This is a genomic window from Clavibacter davisi (assembly GCF_052751415.1).
The window spans coordinates 2,771,749-2,790,795 of the sequence record NZ_CP199882.1 but is presented as its reverse complement, the minus strand read 5'-3'; the positions used below and the strand labels follow the sequence as shown (position 1 = coordinate 2,790,795).

The window sequence follows — 19,047 nt, the reverse complement described above, 5'->3', positions numbered from 1 at the left end:
TTGCGGGGTGACCTCCCCCCTGCGCAGCATCGTCCCCGTCTGGCTCGCCGCCGTGGTCGGCGCGGTCGTGGTGGCCGTGGCGGTCGGACCCGTCGACGCGCCACGGTGGTTCCCGCTCGTGCTCGCGACGTGCGTCGTGGCGACGTTCGTGATCCAGCTGGCGCTGCCCCGCAAGACCGGCTTCGTCGACCGCGCCACCGGCAGCGTCGTCGGCGCCGTGCTCGTGCTCGCGGCGGCCACGGTCGTCGTGCTCCTGCTGGCCGCCGCGGGCTGACCCACCGGTCCGGCGCGTCCGCCCGTGGGGTAGATTGAGGCCATGTCGTCGCTGCTTGCTCTGGAACTCTTCTTCACCGGACTGCTGGTCCTGGCGAGCCTCTCCATCGGCTGGGTGTCGCTCGTCGTGGTCTACAACCTCTTCCGCGGCCAGCGCTGACCGCGCGCCGCATGATCGAGATCCCGACCGGCCTCCCCGCCGAGCTCGTCCCGCTCTCCTGGCTCCTCGGGGTCTGGGAGGGCACCGGCGTCGTCGAGTACGCCGTCGGCGAGGAGATGGTGCGCCGCGAGTTCGGCCAGCGCATCAGCTTCAGCCACGACGGCCTGCCCCACCTCAACTACTCCTCCTACGCCTGGCTCGAGGGCGACGACGGGCCCGTGCCGTTCGTCACCGAGACCGGCTACTGGCGGCTGCGACGCCGCGTCACCGACGGCGACCCGGGCCCCGCCATGCTGCCGCCCGCGGGCGAGCGCCCCTTCACCACGGCCGACGAGGTCGAGACCCTCCGGAACGCGGAGGGCGGCTTCGACGTCGAGGTCGCGCTCGTGCATCCCGGCGGCGTCAGCGAGCTGTACGTCGGCCAGGTGAAGAGCGCGCGCATCGACCTCGCGACCGACGCGGTCATGCGCACCGAGGGAGCCAAGGAGTACACGGGCGCCACCCGGCTCTACGGCCTCGTGGAGCGCGACCTCCTCTGGGCGTGGGACATCGCGGCCCTCGGCCAGCCGCTGCGCACGCACGCCTCCGGGCGGGTGGCGCATGTCGACTGACCCGGATCCCGTCCTCCGCTCCCCGTTCCTCGACCTGCCCGGCGCCGTCGCCGCGGAGGGCCCGGACGCCGGCGTGCCCGCGCACCTCGGATCGCTCGTCGCGGAGCAGCGCGCCCTCGCCGCCGGCACCGCGGTCGTCGACCTCTCGCACCGGGCGGTCCTCTCCGTCACCGGCGAGGACAGGCTCACGTGGCTCGACTCCATCACCAGCCAGTCGCTCCGCGATCTGGCCCCCGGCGACTCCGCCGAGACCCTCTTCCTCGACCAGAACGGCCGGCTCGAGCACGCGGTCGGCGTGCTCGACGACGGCGTCAGCACGTGGCTCCTCCTGGGCGCGGGAGATGCGGCCGCCCTGCTCGCCTACCTGCAGCGGATGCGCTTCATGCTCCGCGTCGAGCCCGCCGACCGCACGGCCGAGCTCGCGGTGATCGGCACGCTCGGCGAGCCCGACCTGCCCGTCGCCGCGCCCGCCGGGGTGCCGCTCGTCTGGCGGGATCCGTGGGGCGCCGTCGTGCCCGGCGGCCACCAGTACGCGACCTCGGCCGCGCATCCGGCCGCCGGCTGGACCTGGAGCGAGCGGCTCGTCCCGCGCACCGAGCTCCCGGCCCTCGCCGCGCGCGCCGCCTCCGGGGAGCTGCCGGTCGCCGGCGCGCTCGCCGCCGAGGCGCTCCGCATCGCCGCGTGGCGCCCGCGCTTCGCGACCGAGGTCGACGACCGCACCATCCCGCACGAGCTCGACTGGCTGCGCAGCGCCGTGCACCTCAGCAAGGGCTGCTACCGCGGACAGGAGACGGTCGCCAAGGTGCACAACCTCGGCCGGCCGCCGCGCCGTCTCGTGCTCCTGCACCTCGACGGGTCGGACGCGGTCCTGCCCGGCACCGGATCCGAGGTGCGGCTCCCCGCCGAGGCCGACGGGACCCCCGGCGAGGTCGTCGGCGCCGTCACCTCGAGCGCCCTGCACCACGAGCTCGGTCCCGTCGCGCTCGCCGTGGTGCGCCGCAACGTGGATCCCGCCGCGCAGCTCGAGGTGGTCGCCGACGACGTGCGCGTCCAGGCCGCGCAGGACGTGATCGTGCCCACCGACGCCGGCCGCTCGGCCGACGTCCCCCGCCTGCCGCGGCTCGGTGCGGTCCGCCGCTGAGCGCGCGCGGGAGCGGTCGGCCCGTGCCGCCCGCACCCTGAGGCACCGGGCGGATCCGCGCGCCGCGCTCCTGCGCCTGTGGGGATCCGCGCCCGCCGCCCTGCAGATCGCCATCGCCGCCACGGGTGGCTGGGCCTTCGCGCACCACGTGCTCGGCCACGACACCCCGCTGCTCGCGACGACCGTCACCATCACGAGCCTCGGCTTCGTGCGTGACGCCCGGCCCGTGCGCGTGCTCGAGACGGCGATCGGCATGACCGTGGGCATCACGCTCAGCGAGGTGCTGCTGCTCGGGATCGGGCGGGGAGCGTGGCAGCTGTTCGTCATCATCCTGGCGACGCTGCTGGTCGCGCGGCTGCTGTCGTCGAACGCGGCGTTCGCGGTGGCGGCGGGCGTGCAGGCCGTCCTGGTGGCGCTCCTGCCCGCGCCGCCCGGCGGCGTGTTCGTGCGCAGCGTCGACGGGCTCGTGGGCGGCGCGGTGGCCCTGCTCGCGACGGCGCTCATCCCGCGGGATCCGCGCCGGCAGGCGATCCGCGAGGCTCGCCGCGTCTTCTCCGAGTGCTCGTACGCGCTCACGTCGCTCGTCACGGCGCTGCGGCTCGGCGACGCGACCGCGGCCGACCGCGCGCTCGACCGGCTGCGGCGCACCCAGCCGCTCATCGACGCGTGGAGCGCCGCGGCGGACTCGGCCATCTCGATCGCGCGCATCTCCCCATTCCTCCGCCGTCACCTGCCGGAGCTGCGCGCCCAGCGGCGCGTGCTCGACGGCATGGACCTCGCGGTGCGGAACCTGCGCGTCATCTCGCGGCGCATCGACTTCCTCGTGGTCGACGGGGTGAGGCGGCCGGTGCTCGCGGAGCTGCTGGCCACCGTGTCCAACGGCGTCAACCTCCTCGGCCAGAGCTTGACCGACCCGTCGGCCGCGCCGCTCGCGCAGCAGAACCTCGTGCTCGTGGCCGTGCGGTTGGATCCGAGGGAGCTCATCCCCGGGGCGCCCGTCGGCGAGGTGATGCTCGTGATGCTGCTGCGTCCGCTCCTCGTCGACCTCCAGGTCGCGGCGGGCGTCGACGCGGAGACCGCCCGGGCGGCGCTGCCGGAGGTCTGACGGCGCGGAGGAGGCCTTGTGCGGTCTCCGCCCGACGATCGTCTGACCGCCCTAGTGTCAGGCCCACCACGGGCACCGGTCCCCGCGGCATCTGCGCATCGACGTGCTCGCACGCCGACCGCCCGTCGTGACGGTCCTGCGGAGAACGTCCCCCCCCCGCTCCGGCGGGTCTGACAGGAGCCCCATGCGCATCACGAGACCGACGATCCTCTGCACCCTCGCGGTGCTCGCCATCGCTGCGGCCACCGCATCCCCCGCCGGCGCGGCGGGTCGCGGCACCACGACCGCGCCGTACCGGGTGGAGGCCGCGACCCCCAAGGGGCAGGCCGCGGTCGAGGAGGTCACCGCGGTCCTCGTCGCGCCACAGGGAATCGACCCGAACTACACCCCGGAGGACGTCGCGACGCGGCTCAGCCAGGCGGACGCCTACTACGCGAACGAGACGCACGGCCGCGTGCACATCAACGCCGCCTCCATCAGCGACTGGCAGGTCCCCGACGACCCGAACGTGCGCTGCGACGACTTCGCATCGATCAACGCCTTCGCCCTCCAGTACTCGGGCTTCACGCCCGGTCCGGACAAGCACCTCATGGCGATGGTGCCGGAGAGCCTCTCGTGCGAGCGGTTCTCCAACGCGTCGGAGGGCGAGGGCGTGAACGACGGCGGATTCCTCTTCATCGACGCCGACCTGCCGACCACGATCTCGCACGAGCTGGGGCACAACATGTCGCTGTTCCACGCGTCCTCGGTGCAGTGCTCCGACGCGTGGGATTACGACGAGCACGCCATGCCCGCCTCCTGCGCCCGTGACGAGTACGGGAACGACGCCGACCTGATGGGCCACGCGTACACGTTCCTGCCCTTCACCGCAGGCACGCTCGACCGCCTGGGGCTCATCTCGCATCGCGTCGTGCCCACGTGCGGGGCCGCGCGCCGCGTCACGATAAGCACCATGTCGAGCGGCTTCGACGCCCAGCGGATCATCTCCTGGGCGGATCCTCGGGACCCGTCCGTCAGCTGGTTCGTGCAGTACCGGGACGTCGTGGACGGGCAGGAGTACGCGAACGTCTACGACTCCCCGGCCGCGCCGCACGACGTGCGGCCGTCCGGTGTGCAGCTCTCGAGGACGGATCCGCTGTACCCCGAGGCCACCTCCATCGCCGTGCGGCCGGGGGACACCTCGGAGATGGCCGAGCGCCTCGTGCCGGGTGACGAAGCGGACCTCCGTCACGGCATGTCGGTCCGCGTCGTGAGCATGGACGAGGACGCGCATCGGGCGACGGTCGACGTGACCGTCCCTTGCGGCGCCGGGGGCCGCACCGTCGAGCCGCTGCGGAGCACCACCCCGTCGATGCCGACCGGCGCGATCATGCAGCAGGCTGTGGGCATGCCCCCGATGTGGGGCGCGGACCCGACCGAGGCGTCGGACGCGATGGCGGGGATGGACGGGATGTCCGGCATGGCCTCGATGTCGGGCATGTCGCAGATGCCGGCCATGACGGCGATGCCCGGGGCCTCCACGAGATCGGACGCCGAGTTCCCCGGCCCGCGCTGGAACGTGGCGCGCATCCTCCGGCTGCCGTCCTGATCACCCGGGGCCGGGCGCCCCTGGGATCAGGAGGCGCCCGGCGCCACCGCGGACCACGGCACGGTCAGCTCGCCGAGCCGCCAGCGCGCGTGGCCGCCCTCGACGGGCACGCCGGCGTCGCGCATCCGCCGCACCGCGCCCAGCCACTGCTGGCGCGGCCCGTACACGCCGAGCGGCGCGCTGAGGATCCAGCTCCGGTCGAGCAGGGCCAGCACCCCGTGCACCCGCTCGCCGGGGACGTTGCGGTGGATGAGGGCCTTCGGCAGGCGCTCCGCCACGATCGACGGCAGCTCCAGTCCCGTGAGCCGCAGCGAGATGGTGAGGCTGCGGGGGCCGTCCGCGCGCACGTCGACCCAGCTCGCGATGCGGCCGATCTCGTCGCACGTGCCCTCCACGACGGATCCGCCGGGAGCCAGCCGCGCGGCCATGCGTGCCCAGGCGGCCGGCACCTCCGTCTCGTCGTACTGCCGCAGCACGTTGAACGCGCGGATCACGGTGGCCCGCTCGCCGCCCGGCAGCGGCACCTCGAAGCCGCCGCGGGCGAAGGCCACCCGCTCGCGGGCGGACGCGTCGGGCCATGCCGCGAGCTGCCCGCGCGCCCGCGCGACCCGCCCCGGCTCGATCTCGATGCCCACCACGCGCACGTCCGGCCGCGTCGCGCGCAGCCGCCGGTGCATCTCGAGGGCCGTGATCCCGCTCGCGCCGTAGCCGAGGTCGACCACGAGCGGGTCGGTCGCGAGGCGCAGGGAGTCGAGGGTCGCGATCCACCTGTCGACGCGCCGGAGGCGGTTCGTGTTGGTCGTCCCGCGGGTCACGGAGCCTACGGGGGAGGCGGCGCCGGGCATGGGACCAGTCTCGCATCGCTCGATAGGCTGGTCGCATGGCTGAACCCCGCACCCTCGTGCTGCTGCGTCACGGCAACAGCGACTGGAACCAGAAGAACCTGTTCACCGGATGGGTGGACGTCGAGCTGAGCGAGCAGGGCGTCGCGGAGGGGCAGCGCGCCGGCGAGCTCCTCGCCGAGTCCGGCATCCTCCCCGACGTGCTGCACACCTCCGTCCTCATCCGCGCCATCGACACCGCGAACATCGCGCTCAAGCGCGCCGGCCGCTCGTGGATCCCCGTCCAGCGCACCTGGCGCCTCAACGAGCGCCACTACGGCGCGCTCCAGGGCAAGGACAAGGCGCAGACCCTCGCCGAGTACGGCCCCGAGCAGTTCGCCACCTGGCGCCGCTCGTTCGACGTGCCGCCGCCCCCCATCGCCGACGACGACGAGTACTCGCAGTCGGCCGACCCGCGCTACGCCGACCTCGGCGACGACCTGCCCCGCACCGAGTGCCTCAAGGACGTCATCGAGCGGATGCTGCCCTACTGGGAGTCCGACATCCAGCCCGACCTCGCCTCCGGCCGCACGGTCCTCGTCACGGCGCACGGCAACTCGCTGCGCGCGCTCGTGAAGCACCTCGACGGCATCTCGGACGCGGACATCGCCGAGCTCAACATCCCCACCGGCATCCCACTCGTGTACCGCCTCGACGAGGACTTCCGTCCGCTCGTCCCGGGCGGCGAGTACCTCGACCCCGAGGCGGCCGCAGCAGGTGCCGCGGCCGTCGCCGCGCAGGGCAGCAAGAAGTAGGCCCACCCGCACGGGCGACGAGAGCCCGACCGGATCATCCGGTCGGGCTCTCGTCATGTCACCGCGGCGCGGCGGGCCGGCACTCGGCCGGCGGGCGGGGATCAGCCGTCGGCCTGGACCCAGTCGCCGGTCGCGAGGTACTGCACGGTCTTGGCGATGGACACCGCGTGGTCGGCGAAGCGCTCGTGGTAGCGGCTGGCGAGGGTGGAGTCGACCGTGTCGACGGCCGCGCCCTTCCAGGTCTCGCCGAGCACCTTGTCGAAGACGCTGAGGTGCAGCTCGTCGATGCGGTCGTCGTCGTTGCGGATCTCCTCGGCGAGCTTCGGGTCCTCCGTGGTGAGGAGGTCCGTGAGCTTGCGGGCGATGGCCACGTCGAGCTGGCCGAGCTCGAGGAACGTGGGGCGGAGCGACTTCGGCACCACCTTGTCCGGGAAGCGGTAGCGCGACAGCTGCGCGATGTGCTCGGCGAGGTCGCCCATGCGCTCGAGCGACGCGCTGATGCGGAGGGCGCTCACCACGATGCGGAGGTCGCGCGCCACCGGCTGCTGGCGGGCGAGGATGTTGATGGCCAGCTCGTCGAGGCTCGTCGCGAGCTCGTCGATGCGGCGGTCCTGCTCGATCACGGTCTCAGCGAGGCTGACGTTCGACTCGTTGAACGCGCGGGTCGCGTTCTCGATGGAGATGGCGACGAGCGCGGAGATCTCGATGAGACGCTCCTGCACCTCGTGGAGCTCCTGCTGGAACACTTCGCGCATGGGGGACGTCCTCTCAGTCCGCCCCGCTGCAGGAGGGGCGGGGTGGTTCTCGGGCATGGCGGACCCCGGGCCGGGTCCACGTCCCTCCGACTCTGGTCATGCGAGGTTAACGCACGGTGCCGTCGAGCTGAATTCGTGGCCCCGCCGCCCCGATGCGGCAGGGGGACGGCCGGGACGCCCCGACGCCGTCTCCTAGTGTGGGCGCATGGACACCGGTGCGTTGGTGCTCGTCTGCCTCCTCATCGGTCTGGCGGTCGGCGCGGGATTCGTGTGGCTGCTGCACCACGCGGCGGACCGCGGCGACCGTGCCGTCGAGATCACGAACCCCGTCGTCCCGGACGGCGTCGACCAGGTGCTCGACGCGCTGGAGTCGGCCGGCATCGTGCTCGATCCCTCCAACAACGTGATGAAGGCGTCGCCCGGCGCCATCTCCTCCGGCCTCGTCTTCCACCAGGCGCTCGTGCACCCGGAGCTCGTCGCCATGGTCGACCGCGTGCGCCGGTCCGGCGAGCCGATGGCCGAGGAGGTGTCGCTCGCACGCGGCCCGTTCGGCGCCGCGGAGTTCCAGATGCACGTGCGGGTGGCCCGCCTCGGCACGCGCTACGTGCTCCTCCTCGCGCAGGACCGCACCGAGTCGCACCGGCTCGACCAGGTGCGCCGTGACTTCGTGGCGAACATCAGCCACGAGCTGAAGACGCCCATCGGCGCGGTCGGGCTGCTCGCGGAGGCGCTCGACTCGTGCGCGGACGACGCGGTGCAGGTGCGGCGCTTCGCGGCCCGGCTGACCACGGAGTCGGCGCGGCTCGCGCGGATCACGCAGGAGATCATCGAGCTGTCCAGGCTCGAGGCCGCCAACGCGCTGGAGAAGGCGGAGCCCGTCGACGTCGACCACGTGATCAGCGTCGCGCTCGACCAGGTGCGGCTCGGCGCGGAGCTCCGCGGCATCGAGCTGGCCCGCGGCAAGCGCTCGCGCACCACCGTCTACGGCGACGAGGCCCTCCTCGTGGTGGCGGTCGCGAACCTGTTGAGCAACGCCGTCAACTACTCGCCGGACGGCTCCCGCGTCGGGATCGGCGTGATGCACGAGGACGGCGCCGTCGAGGTCGTGGTCACCGACCAGGGCATCGGCATCCCCGAGGACGAGCAGGGCCGGATCTTCGAGCGCTTCTTCCGCGTCGACCAGGCCCGCGCCCGCGACACCGGGGGCACGGGGCTCGGGCTCAGCATCGTCAAGCACGTCGTGCAGAATCATGGCGGCGACGTGCGGGTCTGGTCCCGTCCCGGCCGCGGCTCGACCTTCACCATCCGCCTCCCCGAGGCATCGCAGACCCCGGCGCTCGCCGGTACGGACATCGGAGAACCAACGTGACACGCATCATGCTCGTCGAGGACGAGGCGTCGCTCAGCGAGCCGCTCGCCTTCCTGCTCCAGCGGGAGGGCTACGAGGTCGACGTCGTCGAGGACGGCCCCGCGGCCGTGGCGGCGTTCGACAAGGACGGCGCCGACCTGATCCTGCTCGACCTCATGCTCCCGGGCCTCCCGGGCACCGAGGTCTGCCGCGAGATCCGCACGCGCTCGGCGGTGCCGATCATCATGCTCACCGCGAAGGACTCCGAGGTGGACATCGTCGTGGGCCTCGAGCTCGGCGCCGACGACTACGTCACCAAGCCGTACTCCACGCGGGAGCTGCTCGCCCGGATCCGCGCCGTGCTCCGCCGCCGCGTCGAGGTCGACGACGAGCCGCTCAACGTGCTCGAGGTCGGGCTCGTCCGCATGGACGTCGAGCGCCACACGGTCGAGGTCGACGGCCGCGAGATCGCCATGCCGCTGAAGGAGTTCGAGCTCCTGGAGCTGCTGCTCCGCAACGCCGGCCGGGTGCTCACGCGCGGCCAGCTCATCGACCGGGTCTGGGGATCCGACTACTTCGGCGACACCAAGACGCTCGACGTGCACATCAAGCGGATCCGCTCCAAGATCGAGCGCGAGCCGTCCGACCCCGTGCTGCTCGTCACCGTGCGCGGTCTCGGCTACCGCTTCGAGGCGTAGCGCGCTCCGCACACGACGAAGGCCCCGTCCCTCAGGGACGGGGCCTTCGTCGTCCAGCCTGCCGCGCGTGCGACCGGCCGATCAGTTCGTGGAGTCGCCCTGGCCCTCGTCGCCCTTGGGGGAGACGGGGGTGGTGGTGACGGTCGTGTCGGGCGTGGACCCGGTCTCGCCGGGCACCAGGTTCGTGTACGTCTCCTGGTCGCCGTTGAGCACGGGCACGTCCATCTCGACGCCCTCGGCGTCGCCGTACTGGATGTAGATCTTCGTGAGCGAACCCGGCTCCGGCTCGACCGTGTCGAACGCGATGCGCTGCGAGTCCTCCGCGCCGAACTTCGTGAGGCCGGGGGCCGCCGTGACCGTGCGGGTCTCGCGGTCGGCGCTGCCCGGGGAGGTCTCGTGCTGGAACGACACCCGCTGGCTGCCGCCCGAGTCGTTCACCAGCGTGACGACGAGGCTCGCGCCGGTGGCGCCGCCGCCCTCGGTGAGGAGGATGGCGTTCCGCACCTCGATGTCGCCGACCGTGGCGTTGAAGCCGTCGCTCGGGTAGTAGGAGATCCGCGTGGCCTGGGGCGTGATGAAGGTGCAGGACGACGTGCCGACCGCGATCAGGGCCGCGAGGACGATGGACGATGCGGTACGCGCTCTCACGGGACCCTCCGGTTGTCGCACGGAGCCGGCGCCGGGGCGTCCGGGGGCGTCCGCGCGTGTATCAGCTGACCCGCCCAGCCTACGGGATCAGGTGCCGACCGGCCGCCCGCGGGGGCGCCCGATCCGGCTGGTACCCTGGGCGGCAGTCCACAGAACGGGGAACCCATGATCTTCGAGGTCGGCGAGACCGTCGTGTACCCGCATCACGGGGCGGCGACCATCATCGAGGTCAAGAAGAGGGTCATCCGCGGCGAGGAGAAGCTGTACCTCAAGCTCGACGTGAACCAGGGCGGCCTGCAGATCGAGGTGCCCGCCGAGAACGTCGACATGGTCGGCGTCCGCGACGTCATCGGGCGCGAGGGCGTGGAGAGCGTGTTCGCGGTGCTCCGGGCGGAGTTCACCGAGGAGCCCACCAACTGGTCGAGGCGCTACAAGGCGAACCTCGAGAAGCTCGCGTCGGGTGACGTGCTGAAGGTGGCCGAGGTCGTTCGCGACCTCTGGCGCCGCAACCAGGATCGCGGCCTGTCCGCGGGCGAGAAGAGCATGCTGCAGAAGGCACGCGGCATCCTCGTGGGCGAGCTCGCCCTCGCGGAGAAGACGGACGAGGAGCACGCGTCCACGCTGCTCGACGAGGTCCTCGCGTCCTGATCCGCCGGCCGGGCACGACCTCTCGGCGTGCTCCGTCCCGGCCGTCGCGCCCCGACCCGCCGGTAGCCTGACCGCATGAGCCACGACCCCGTCGCCCCCTCCGCCCCCGCGATCGTCGACGGGGCGCCGGACGGCCCGCGGCTCGGCGTGATCGTGGTGGCGGCGGGCAGCGGCACCCGCCTCGGCGCCGGGATCCCGAAGGCGCTCGTCGAGGTCGGCGGCGCCACGCTGCTGGCACGCTCCCTGTCCGCGGTCCTCGACCTCGCGGAGGAGGCGCGGGTCGTCGTCGTCGCACCGGCGACGCACCTCGACGAGACGGCCGCCATCGTCGACGCCGTCGCGGGCGCGGCCCGGTCGTCCGTCGACGTCGTGGTGGGCGGGACGACCCGGCAGGGGTCCGTGCGGGCGGGTCTCGACGCGCTCGCCGCATCCGTCGACACGGTCCTCGTGCACGACGCGGCGCGCGCGCTCACGCCCACCGCGCTCTTCGCCGCGGTCGCCCGGGCCGTGCGCGACGACGGCGCGGGCGTCGTCCCCGGCCTCCCCGTCACCGACACGGTCAAGCGCGTCGGCGCCGCGGGGGAGTGCCTCGGCACGGTCGACCGCAGCGACCTCGTGGGCGTCCAGACCCCGCAGGGCTTCCCGCGCGCCGCCCTCGTCGCCGCGTACGCATCCGCCGCCGCCGAGCACACGGACGACGCGGCGCTCTTCCAGGCCGCGGGCGGCGGGGTCCGCGTGATCCCCGGCGACGCGCTCGCGTTCAAGGTCACCACGGCGTGGGACCTGCGTCGCGCGGAGGAGCTCGTCGCACGCGCGGCGGGGGGCGGATCCGCCGCCGCGCGCCTCCGCTCGGGCATCGGCACCGACGTGCACGCGGTCGACGCGTCGCAGCCGCTCTGGCTCGCGGGCCTGCACTGGCCGGGCGAGGCCGGCCTCGCGGGGCACAGCGACGGCGACGCCGTGAGCCACGCGATGTGCGACGCGCTCCTCTCCGCCGCCGGCCTCGGCGACATCGGCGGGATCTTCGGCACCGACGACCCGGAGCTCGACGGCGCGCACGGCGACGTCTTCCTGCGGCGCACCGCGGAGCTCGTGCGCGGGGCCGGCTTCCGGATCGTCAACGTGGCCGTGCAGGTCATGGCCGTGCGCCCCAAGCTGTCGCCGCGGCGGGCCGAGGCCGAGCGGATCCTCTCCGCCGCCCTCGGCGCGCCCGTCTCGCTCGCGGGCACCACGACGGACGGGCTCGGCTTCACGGGTCGCGGCGACGGAGTCGCCGCGGTCGCGACGGCCCTCGTCGAGCGCGTCTGACGGGGCGCGCCCGGGACGCCGCGGCCCGTCGCATCGGCCGTCACCCGGCGGGGGCGCGGAGGCGCGCTGACTAGGATCTGTGTGTGACCCTGCGCCTCCACGACTCCCGGACGCAGTCCCTGCGGGACTTCGTCCCCCTCGTCGACGGCAGGGTGGGCATCTACGTGTGCGGCCCGACGGTCCAGTCCGCCCCCCACATCGGACACCTCCGCTCCGCCCTCGCGTACGACCAGCTGCGCCGCTGGCTGACCTACCGCGGGCTCGACGTCACGCTCGTGCGCAACGTCACCGACATCGACGACAAGGTCATCGACAACGCCCGCCGTGGTCAGGAGGCGGGCGACACGGAGGAGTGGTGGGCGCTCGCCTACCGCGTGGAGCTCGAGTTCTCCCGCGCCTACGGCGCCCTCGGGATCCTGCCGCCCAGCTACGAGCCGCGCGCCACCGCCAGCATCGGCGAGATGCAGGTGCTCATCGCGCGCCTCATCGAGCGCGGGCACGCCTACCCCGCTGGCGACGAGTCGGGCGACGTCTACTTCGACACCGCCTCCTGGCCCGAGTACGGCGAGCTCACCCGCCAGCGCGCCGCCGACATGGAGGCCGCGGCCGACGCGGATCCGCGCGCCAAGCGCGACGTGCGCGACTTCGCGCTCTGGAAGGGCGCCAAGCAGGGCGAGCCCGCGAGCGCGTCGTGGCCGTCCCCGTGGGGCGCCGGCCGTCCGGGCTGGCACATCGAGTGCTCCGCCATGTCCACGCGCTACCTCGGCGCCGAGTTCGACATCCACGGCGGCGGCCTCGACCTCCGCTTCCCGCACCACGAGAACGAGCTGGCGCAGTCGCGCGCGGCGGGGGACCCGTTCGCCCGGTACTGGCTGCACAACGGGCTCGTCGCGGTCGCCGGCCAGAAGATGAGCAAGTCGCTCGGCAACTCGCTGTTCGCGGCCGACCTGCTGACCTCGGCCCGTCCCGTCGTCGTCCGCTACTTCCTCGGATCCGCGCACTACCGCTCCACCCTCGAGTTCCACGACGGCGCGCTCGCCGAGGCCGAGGCCGCCCTCGACCGCATCGAGACGTTCCTCGACCGCAGCGCCCGGCGCCTCGCGGGCACGCGCTTCCAGGCCGCGGCCGCTGCCGAGGACGGCGTGCCCGCCGTCGTGCCCGCCGCGTTCGCCGAGGCGATGGACGACGACCTCAGCGTCCCGCAGGCGCTCGCCGTGCTGCACGACGCCGTCCGCGCGGGCAACGCCGCCCTCGACGCCGGCGACCTCCCGGAGGCCGCGTCCCAGCGCGCGGACGTCTCCGCCATGGTGGCGGTGCTCGGCATCGACCCCCTCGCCGACGAATGGCGCACCGCGTCCGACCAGCCCGCGCGCCGTGCGCTGCAGGCGCTGGTCGAGCACCGGATCGCCGAGCGACAGACCGCGCGGGAGGCCAGGGACTTCGCCCTCGCCGACCGCATCAGACAGGAGCTGGCCGAGGCCGGCATCACGATAGAGGACTCGCCCGGCGGGTCGCATTGGAGCATCGATGGCGAATAAGCCCAGCCGATCAGGCGCGGTACGCAAGACCAAGAAGGGCCCGCTCAAGGGATCCGGAGGGCAGGGCAGGCAGGCCCTCGAGGGCAAGAAGCCCACGCCCAAGGCAGAGGACCGGCCGTACCACCCCGCGGGCAAGCGCAAGCTCGCGAAGGACCGGTACGAGGCGGCGTCCGCGGGCGCCAACCGCGGCCGCGACGAGCGCGCCGAGCGCTCGCCCGCACCCCGCTCGGCCCCGCCGCGCGCCCGCGCGACCGACCGGCCCGCGGGTGCGGACGCCCCGCGCGCCCGCCGCGCGAAGCAGCAGGACGAGTCCGAGGTCGTCACCGGCCGCAACTCGGTCGTCGAGGCGCTCCGGGCGAAGATCCCCGCGACCGCCCTCTACATCGCCTCGCGCATCGAGTACGACGACCGCGTCAAGGAGGTGCTGTCGCTCGCCACCGGGCGCGGGATCCCCGTGCTCGAGGTCATGCGACCGGAGCTCGACCGCATCGCCGGCCACGACGCCGTGCACCAGGGCCTCGCGCTCAAGGTGCCGCCGTACGAGTACGCGGACGCGATCGAGCTGCTCGACAAGACGATCTCGCGCGGCCAGCTGCCGCTCATGGTCGCGCTCGACGGCATCACCGACCCGCGCAACCTCGGGGCGATCATCCGCTCGGTCGCCGCGTTCGGCGGCCACGGCGTGATCGTGCCGCAGCGACGCTCGGTCGGCCTCACCGCGAGCGCGTGGAAGACGTCCGCCGGCGCCGCCGCGCGCACGCCCGTCGCCATGGCGTCGAACCTCACGCAGACGCTCAAGGCGCTCAAGCAGCGCGGCGTCTTCGTGGTCGGCCTCGACGGCGGCGGCGACATGTCGCTGCACGAGTTCACGCTCGCCGACCGGCCGATCGTCGTCGTCGTCGGCTCCGAGGGGAAGGGCCTGTCGCGCCTCGTCACCGAGACCTGCGACACCGTCGTGTCCATCCCGATCGGCGCCTCCACCGAGTCGCTCAACGCGGGCATCGCGGCGAGCGTCACGCTGTACGAGATCGGCAAGCTGCGCACGGCGGCCCGCCGCAAGTAGCCCATCGCACGCACGAGGAGCCGGGACCCCAGGGTCCCGGCTCCTCGTGCGTGCGGCCTCGGCCAGCGGAAATCAGACCTTCGCGCGCCAGTCCTCGGCGGCCTCGGCCTCGGTGATCGGCACGTCCGACTCGTCCTCGATCACGCCGATCGACTCGGTGGGCGGATCGATGACGGTCGCCTCGTCGCGGCGGTGGCGGAGGATGTCCTGCACGTAGGCCGTGACGGCCTCCGCCAGCGGGATGTCCCGGTTCATCTTCTGCGACATGTACCAGCGGTGCTCCAGCAGCTGGTGGAACACCTCGGCGGGCTCGAGCTTGCCGCGGAGGTCGCGGGGGATCGCGCGCACGACGGGCTCGAAGACGCGGGCGAGCCACTCGTGGGCCACCATCTCCTCGTCGTGGTCCTGCTTGTCGGCCGCCGCGGTGTAGGAGTCGAGGTCGTTGAGCAGGCGCCTGGCCTGGTTCTCCTGCGCGTCCACGCCCGTGAGGCGCAGCAGCCGCCGCTGGTGGTGCCCGGCGTCGACGACCTTGGGCTGGATCCGCACCTGCGAGCCCTCCGCGGTGGTGCGGATGGCGAGCTCCTCGATGTCGAAGCCCAGGTCGTTGAGCCGGTCGACGCGCTCGTTGATGCGCCACCGCTCCGAGGTGGGGAACTCCTCGCGTCCCGTGAGCTCCTTCCAGAGCATCCGGTACTGCGCCACGATGCGCGTGCTCGTCTCGAGCGGGTCGAGCCCCTCCTCGATGCGGCCCCCGGCCTCGAGGTCCATGAGCTCGCCGGCGATGTTGACCCGCGCGATCTCGAGGTCGTTCTCGCGCTGCCCGTTGGAGAGGCCGCCGTTGAAGAGCTTGCCGGTCTCGGCATCCACGAGGTAGGCCGCGAACGCGCCGGCGTCGCGCCGGAAGAGGGTGTTCGAGAGCGAGACGTCGCCCCAGAAGAAGCCGATCATGTGCAGGCGCACCAGGAGCACGGCGAGGGCGTCGACGAGACGCGTCGCCGTGTCGGGCCGGAGCTGCTGGGAGAAGAGCGCCCGGTAGGGCAGCGAGAACTTGAGGTGGCGCGTGACGAGCACCGACTTGAGCGGGTCGCCGTCCTCGTCCGTGCGGTTCGTGATGACCGCGACCGGCTCCACGCACGGGATCTCGAGGCGCTGGAGCGTCCGCAGCATGTCGTACTCCCCGCGCGCCATCTCGTCCGTCGTCTCCTTGATGGCGATCACGTAGCCGGACAGGTTCGCGAACCGCACGAGGTGCCGCGAGATGCCCTTCGGCAGGGTCGCGATGGCCGAGGAGGGCCACTCGTCGAGCGGCAGCTGCCACGGCAGGTCGAGGAGCGCGGGGTCGACCGTCGCCGCGGTGATGTTGAGGGATCCGGCCATGGTGCGACCCTACCCGACCCCGGAAACGCCGCTGCCGCGGCCCCGGTGCTCCCGGGGGAGCGAGGGGACCGCGGCAGCGGACGTGCGGTGACGGAGCGGATCAGCCCGCGGCGACCGGCGCGTTGAGGCGGAGGCCGCTCTCGGCGTCGAAGGCGTGGAGGTGGCCCGGCTGCGGCGTGATGAAGACGGTGTCGCCGGCGTTCGGGTGCAGGCGGCCGTCGACGCGCGCGACGAGGTCGGTGCGCTTGCCCTCGATGTCGGTGTGGCCGTAGAGGTAGCCGTCTGCGCCGAGCTCCTCGACGAGGTCGACCGTGACCGAGAGGCCCTGGCCCTGCGTCGTGGAGACGACGACGTCCTCGGGACGCACGCCGATGGTCACGGCGTTTCCGCTCGCGTTCGTGAGCACGTCGCGCTCGACGGGCACCACGGCGGAGCCGAACTGCACGCCGCCGTCGACGACGTTCGCGGTGAAGAGGTTCATCGCGGGCGAGCCGATGAAGCCGGCCACGAAGACGTTCTGCGGCTTCTCGTAGAGGTCGCGCGGGGTGCCGACCTGCTGCAGGACGCCGTCCTTGAGGACCGCGATGCGGTCGCCCATGGTGAGCGCCTCGGTCTGGTCGTGGGTGACGTAGACCGTGGTGACGCCGAGGCGGCGCTGGAGCGACGCGATCTGCGTGCGGGTCTGGACGCGGAGCTTGGCGTCGAGGTTCGACAGCGGCTCGTCCATGAGGAACACCTGCGGCTGGCGCACGATGGCGCGGCCCATGGCGACGCGCTGGCGCTGGCCGCCGGAGAGGGCCTTGGGCTTCCGGCTGAGGTAGGGCTCGAGGTCGAGGAGCTTGGCGGCCTCGAGGACGCGGGTGGCCCGCTCGTCCTTGCCGACGCCGGCGATCTTGAGCGCGAAGCCCATGTTCTCGGCGACGGTCATGTGGGGGTACAGCGCGTAGTTCTGGAACACCATCGCGATGTCGCGGTCCTTCGGCGGCACGTCCGTGACGTTGCGGTCGCCGATGAAGATGTTGCCGTCGTTGACCTCCTCGAGGCCCGCGAGCATGCGGAGGGTGGTCGACTTGCCGCAGCCGGACGGGCCGACGAGGACGAGGAACTCGCCGTCGGCGACCTCCAGGTCGATCTGGTCGACGGCCGGGCGGGTGGAGCCCGGGTACAGGCGCGTGGCCTTGTCGAAAGTTACTGATGCCATTTCGGTGTTCTCCTTCACGGGCAGGTACGTGCCCGACGATCCGTGGTGATGGATGTGATGCTCATGGCTCATCGCTGTGGGCGACGACGACCACCCGATGAGTATTGCACGAGGGCCATGGAGCGGGAAGCGCACCATGATGCGGATCGGCGGCTATTCCCCACCTGGGGACCTCCGCCGCCGAGCCTGTATCGTCGGATGGACGACCTCCTCGCGCGGCCGCGTCATCGCTTTCCCAGGCTGCCCGCCTAGAGTCCTGAGGTCGTGCGGGAGCCCGCCCGCACCCGACATCCATCCCCTGAGCGAGGATCCATGAGCAGCACGCCGCCCGCGCACGAACCGCACGGCGGCCATCGTCGACGCCGCGAGGCGGCGCGCGAGAAGGCCCGGCTCAACCGCATGAAGCAGCGACGTCGCGACGTCGCGACGCGCGGCCTCGTGCGCGGCGGCATCGCGGTGGCGCTCGTCGCCGTCGTGGTCGTGGTCGGCCTCATCGTCGTCCAGGGCGCCCGCCCCGCCGGACCCGGCCCCCAGAACATGGCGAGCGACGGCATCCTCATCGGCAAGGACCTGGCAGCCGTCCCCACCCGGGCGCTCGAGCCGCAGCAGGTCCCGGTCCCCACCCAGTCCGAGGCCGCCGGCGTCGCCCACATCCGCGTGTACGTCGACTACCTCTGCACGGCGTGCAAGGAGTTCCAGGACACGAACGGGGCGCAGATGGAGGGGTGGCTGCAGTCCGGCGCCGCCACCGTCGAGGTGCACCCCGTCGCCATACTCACGAGCAAGTCGCAGGGGTACTCGCAGCGCGCTGCCAACGCCGCCGCCTGCGTCGCCGACACCTCGCCCGACGACTTCTGGGCGTTCAACGCGTCCCTGTTCGCGGAGCAGCCGGCGGAGCAGAGCACGGGGCTCAGCGACGAGCGCATCACGGAGCTCGCGGGGCAGGCTGGCGCCTCGTCGCCCGACGTGGCGAAGTGCATCGCGGACCAGCGCTTCCAGTCCTGGGTCAACGCCGCCACCGATCGCGTCCTCAACGGCGACATCCCCGACTCCAACGTCGCGAAGGTCGTCGGCGCTCCCGTCATCGTCGTCGGCGAGCGGCAGTACACGGGTCAGCCGGACGACGCCAAGGCGTTCGCGGCGTTCGTGCTGCAGGCCGCGGGGCAGGACCCGACCTCCACGCCGACGCCCGCCCCCGAGGCGACCCCCGCCACCGCGCCGTAGGCGGCGCACCGGCTCCTATGATGGATCGACGGCCCGCGAGGGCGGTCGGCCGGCCTGGCGCAATTGGTAGCGCACCGCACTTGTAATGCGGCGGTTACGGGTTCGAGTCCCGTGGCCGGCTCGAGACGGTCGCCTCAGTCGAGGACCGTGATCATCCGCTCGCCGGGGACGACGATGCGCGGGCCCTTGCCGTCGGGTTCGGCGTCGCCGACGTACAGCCACCCGAGCAGGTCCTCCCCGTCGGACAGCCCGTGCATGCGGCGGACCGGGTCGCTGCGCGTGAGACCCCCGGTGCGCCAGAAGACGCCCCAGCCCTGCTCCTCGAGCAGCAGCGTGAGCGCGTGGGCCACGCCGGCGGCGACGGCCTCCTGCTCCCACTCCGGGACCTTGCGGCTGGGCGTGCGGCGGACGACCACGGCGACGAGCAGGCTCGCGCGATGGACCTTCTTGCCGTGCTTGCCGGATCCGGCGTCACCTGCCGCCTCGTCCATCGCCGCGCCGAGGCGGTCGCGCGCGGTCCCGCGGATCTCGATGACGCGCCAGGGGCGCAGGCCTCCGTGGTCGGCCAGCCGGCAGGCGGCCTCGACGAGCGGGACGAGGTCCTCGTGCGAGGGCGAGGCCGCACCCACGGAGGAGCGGGAGCGCCGCCCGCGCAGCGCGTCGAGCACGGGGGTGCCGGGCCCGGTCGGGTCGGCGTCGCCGCCCGCCCGGTGCCGCGGCATCGG

Annotated in this window: 19 protein-coding genes and 1 tRNA gene; 14 read left to right on the top strand and 6 right to left on the bottom strand. The window is 73.1% G+C overall.

Going from position 1 to position 19,047, the window contains the following annotated elements; translation table 11 throughout:
- Positions 1-7: 7 nt before the first annotated feature.
- From ACU4ZT_RS13195 to ACU4ZT_RS13175, 5 genes are all read left to right on the top strand, one after another.
- Positions 8-274 carry a hypothetical protein gene (locus ACU4ZT_RS13195; RefSeq protein ID WP_270979852.1) on the top strand — a complete coding sequence of 89 codons (267 nt, stop codon included), beginning with the start codon at positions 8-10 and terminating at the stop codon, positions 272-274.
- A gap of 170 nt (positions 275-444) precedes the next feature.
- Positions 445-1,044, top strand: a complete 600-nt coding sequence (locus tag ACU4ZT_RS13190) for a heme-binding beta-barrel domain-containing protein (protein WP_063071367.1) — start codon at positions 445-447, stop codon at positions 1,042-1,044.
- Positions 1,034-2,185, top strand: a complete 1,152-nt coding sequence (gene ygfZ, locus ACU4ZT_RS13185; RefSeq protein ID WP_445337333.1) for a CAF17-like 4Fe-4S cluster assembly/insertion protein YgfZ — start codon at positions 1,034-1,036, stop codon at positions 2,183-2,185. Before ACU4ZT_RS13190 ends, ygfZ begins: the two co-directional genes overlap by 11 nt.
- Positions 2,169-3,290: an FUSC family protein gene (locus tag ACU4ZT_RS13180; RefSeq protein ID WP_063071369.1), complete on the top strand. Its 1,122-nt coding sequence runs from the start codon at positions 2,169-2,171 to the stop codon at positions 3,288-3,290. Before ygfZ ends, ACU4ZT_RS13180 begins: the two co-directional genes overlap by 17 nt.
- A 184-nt stretch (positions 3,291-3,474) precedes the next feature.
- Complete coding sequence (locus ACU4ZT_RS13175; protein WP_063071370.1) at positions 3,475-4,878, top strand: hypothetical protein; 1,404 nt, start codon at positions 3,475-3,477, stop codon at positions 4,876-4,878.
- A 26-nt stretch (positions 4,879-4,904) separates the two neighbouring features.
- Here the strand turns inward: ACU4ZT_RS13175 and ACU4ZT_RS13170 are convergent, their stop codons facing one another.
- Positions 4,905-5,723 carry a class I SAM-dependent methyltransferase gene (locus ACU4ZT_RS13170; protein WP_445337332.1) on the bottom strand — a complete coding sequence of 273 codons (819 nt, stop codon included), beginning with the start codon at positions 5,721-5,723 and terminating at the stop codon, positions 4,905-4,907.
- 35 nt (positions 5,724-5,758) lie between these two features.
- Between ACU4ZT_RS13170 and ACU4ZT_RS13165 the strand changes: the two genes are divergently transcribed.
- Positions 5,759-6,514: a phosphoglyceromutase gene (locus ACU4ZT_RS13165; protein WP_063071372.1), complete on the top strand. Its 756-nt coding sequence runs from the start codon at positions 5,759-5,761 to the stop codon at positions 6,512-6,514.
- Between the two features lie 101 nt (positions 6,515-6,615).
- Here the strand turns inward: ACU4ZT_RS13165 and phoU are convergent, their stop codons facing one another.
- Entirely contained in the window at positions 6,616-7,269 is a 654-nt protein-coding gene (gene phoU, locus ACU4ZT_RS13160; protein ID WP_063071373.1) for a phosphate signaling complex protein PhoU, read from the bottom strand.
- A 205-nt stretch (positions 7,270-7,474) separates the two neighbouring features.
- On the opposite strand from phoU, the gene ACU4ZT_RS13155 reads away from it, so the two are divergent.
- Together ACU4ZT_RS13155 and ACU4ZT_RS13150 are read left to right on the top strand one after the other, a co-directional pair.
- A complete protein-coding gene (locus tag ACU4ZT_RS13155; protein ID WP_063071374.1) occupies positions 7,475-8,638 on the top strand; it encodes a sensor histidine kinase in 1,164 nt (387 codons plus the stop codon).
- Entirely contained in the window at positions 8,635-9,315 is a 681-nt protein-coding gene (locus ACU4ZT_RS13150; RefSeq protein ID WP_063071375.1) for a response regulator transcription factor, read from the top strand. The genes ACU4ZT_RS13155 and ACU4ZT_RS13150 overlap by 4 nt, the downstream gene beginning before the upstream one ends.
- Before the next feature lie 81 nt (positions 9,316-9,396).
- Here ACU4ZT_RS13150 and ACU4ZT_RS13145 read toward each other — a convergent pair whose 3' ends face one another.
- Complete coding sequence (locus tag ACU4ZT_RS13145; RefSeq protein ID WP_063071376.1) at positions 9,397-9,963, bottom strand: hypothetical protein; 567 nt, start codon at positions 9,961-9,963, stop codon at positions 9,397-9,399.
- Between the two features lie 165 nt (positions 9,964-10,128).
- Here ACU4ZT_RS13145 and ACU4ZT_RS13140 point away from each other — a divergent pair, with 165 nt between their 5' ends.
- The 4 genes from ACU4ZT_RS13140 to rlmB all read left to right on the top strand — a co-directional run bounded on the left by ACU4ZT_RS13140 (position 10,129) and on the right by rlmB (position 14,520).
- Positions 10,129-10,611, top strand: coding sequence for a CarD family transcriptional regulator (locus ACU4ZT_RS13140; RefSeq protein WP_045529466.1), 483 nt, complete (start codon positions 10,129-10,131; stop codon positions 10,609-10,611).
- A gap of 75 nt (positions 10,612-10,686) precedes the next feature.
- Positions 10,687-11,919: a 2-C-methyl-D-erythritol 4-phosphate cytidylyltransferase gene (gene ispD, locus ACU4ZT_RS13135; protein WP_445337331.1), complete on the top strand. Its 1,233-nt coding sequence runs from the start codon at positions 10,687-10,689 to the stop codon at positions 11,917-11,919.
- 83 nt (positions 11,920-12,002) lie between these two features.
- Positions 12,003-13,457 carry a cysteine--tRNA ligase gene (gene cysS / locus ACU4ZT_RS13130; RefSeq protein WP_445337330.1) on the top strand — a complete coding sequence of 485 codons (1,455 nt, stop codon included), beginning with the start codon at positions 12,003-12,005 and terminating at the stop codon, positions 13,455-13,457.
- Entirely contained in the window at positions 13,447-14,520 is a 1,074-nt protein-coding gene (rlmB, locus tag ACU4ZT_RS13125) for a 23S rRNA (guanosine(2251)-2'-O)-methyltransferase RlmB (protein WP_063071379.1), read from the top strand. The genes cysS and rlmB overlap by 11 nt, the downstream gene beginning before the upstream one ends.
- Positions 14,521-14,592: 72 nt before the next feature.
- On the opposite strand, the gene ACU4ZT_RS13120 is transcribed toward rlmB, so the two are convergent.
- Complete coding sequence (locus ACU4ZT_RS13120) at positions 14,593-15,897, bottom strand: DUF4032 domain-containing protein (protein ID WP_063071380.1); 1,305 nt, start codon at positions 15,895-15,897, stop codon at positions 14,593-14,595.
- A gap of 100 nt (positions 15,898-15,997) precedes the next feature.
- On the bottom strand, positions 15,998-17,098 hold the full coding sequence (locus ACU4ZT_RS13115; protein ID WP_063071381.1) for an ABC transporter ATP-binding protein: 1,101 nt from the start codon (positions 17,096-17,098) through the stop codon (positions 15,998-16,000).
- A 312-nt stretch (positions 17,099-17,410) separates the two neighbouring features.
- Here ACU4ZT_RS13115 and ACU4ZT_RS13110 point away from each other — a divergent pair, with 312 nt between their 5' ends.
- Positions 17,411-18,322: a DsbA family protein gene (locus ACU4ZT_RS13110; protein ID WP_063071382.1), complete on the top strand. Its 912-nt coding sequence runs from the start codon at positions 17,411-17,413 to the stop codon at positions 18,320-18,322.
- 48 nt (positions 18,323-18,370) lie between these two features.
- Positions 18,371-18,443, top strand: a tRNA-Thr gene (locus ACU4ZT_RS13105).
- Between the two features lie 13 nt (positions 18,444-18,456).
- Here ACU4ZT_RS13105 and ACU4ZT_RS13100 read toward each other — a convergent pair.
- Positions 18,457-19,044, bottom strand: coding sequence for a nitroreductase family protein (locus ACU4ZT_RS13100; protein ID WP_063071449.1), 588 nt, complete (start codon positions 19,042-19,044; stop codon positions 18,457-18,459).
- Between the last annotated feature and the right edge of the window lie 3 nt (positions 19,045-19,047).

Excerpts from the sequence above, each read along its gene's own strand:
- ACU4ZT_RS13115 (WP_063071381.1), bottom strand. The coding sequence starts at position 17,098 with ATGGCATCAGTAACTTTCGACAAGGCCACGCGCCTGTACCCGGGCTCC.
- ACU4ZT_RS13110 (WP_063071382.1), top strand. The coding sequence starts at position 17,411 with ATGAGCAGCACGCCGCCCGCGCACGAACCGCACGGCGGCCATCGTCGA.
- ACU4ZT_RS13165 (WP_063071372.1), top strand. The coding sequence starts at position 5,759 with ATGGCTGAACCCCGCACCCTCGTGCTGCTGCGTCACGGCAACAGCGAC.
- ACU4ZT_RS13140 (WP_045529466.1), top strand. The coding sequence starts at position 10,129 with ATGATCTTCGAGGTCGGCGAGACCGTCGTGTACCCGCATCACGGGGCG.
- ACU4ZT_RS13175 (WP_063071370.1), top strand. The coding sequence starts at position 3,475 with ATGCGCATCACGAGACCGACGATCCTCTGCACCCTCGCGGTGCTCGCC.
- ACU4ZT_RS13155 (WP_063071374.1), top strand. The coding sequence starts at position 7,475 with ATGGACACCGGTGCGTTGGTGCTCGTCTGCCTCCTCATCGGTCTGGCG.
- ispD (WP_445337331.1), top strand. The coding sequence starts at position 10,687 with ATGAGCCACGACCCCGTCGCCCCCTCCGCCCCCGCGATCGTCGACGGG.
- phoU (WP_063071373.1), bottom strand. The coding sequence starts at position 7,269 with ATGCGCGAAGTGTTCCAGCAGGAGCTCCACGAGGTGCAGGAGCGTCTC.
- ACU4ZT_RS13100 (WP_063071449.1), bottom strand. The coding sequence starts at position 19,044 with ATGCCGCGGCACCGGGCGGGCGGCGACGCCGACCCGACCGGGCCCGGC.
- ACU4ZT_RS13120 (WP_063071380.1), bottom strand. The coding sequence starts at position 15,897 with ATGGCCGGATCCCTCAACATCACCGCGGCGACGGTCGACCCCGCGCTC.
- ACU4ZT_RS13170 (WP_445337332.1), bottom strand. The coding sequence starts at position 5,723 with ATGCCCGGCGCCGCCTCCCCCGTAGGCTCCGTGACCCGCGGGACGACC.
- rlmB (WP_063071379.1), top strand. The coding sequence starts at position 13,447 with ATGGCGAATAAGCCCAGCCGATCAGGCGCGGTACGCAAGACCAAGAAG.
- ACU4ZT_RS13190 (WP_063071367.1), top strand. The coding sequence starts at position 445 with ATGATCGAGATCCCGACCGGCCTCCCCGCCGAGCTCGTCCCGCTCTCC.
- ygfZ (WP_445337333.1), top strand. The coding sequence starts at position 1,034 with ATGTCGACTGACCCGGATCCCGTCCTCCGCTCCCCGTTCCTCGACCTG.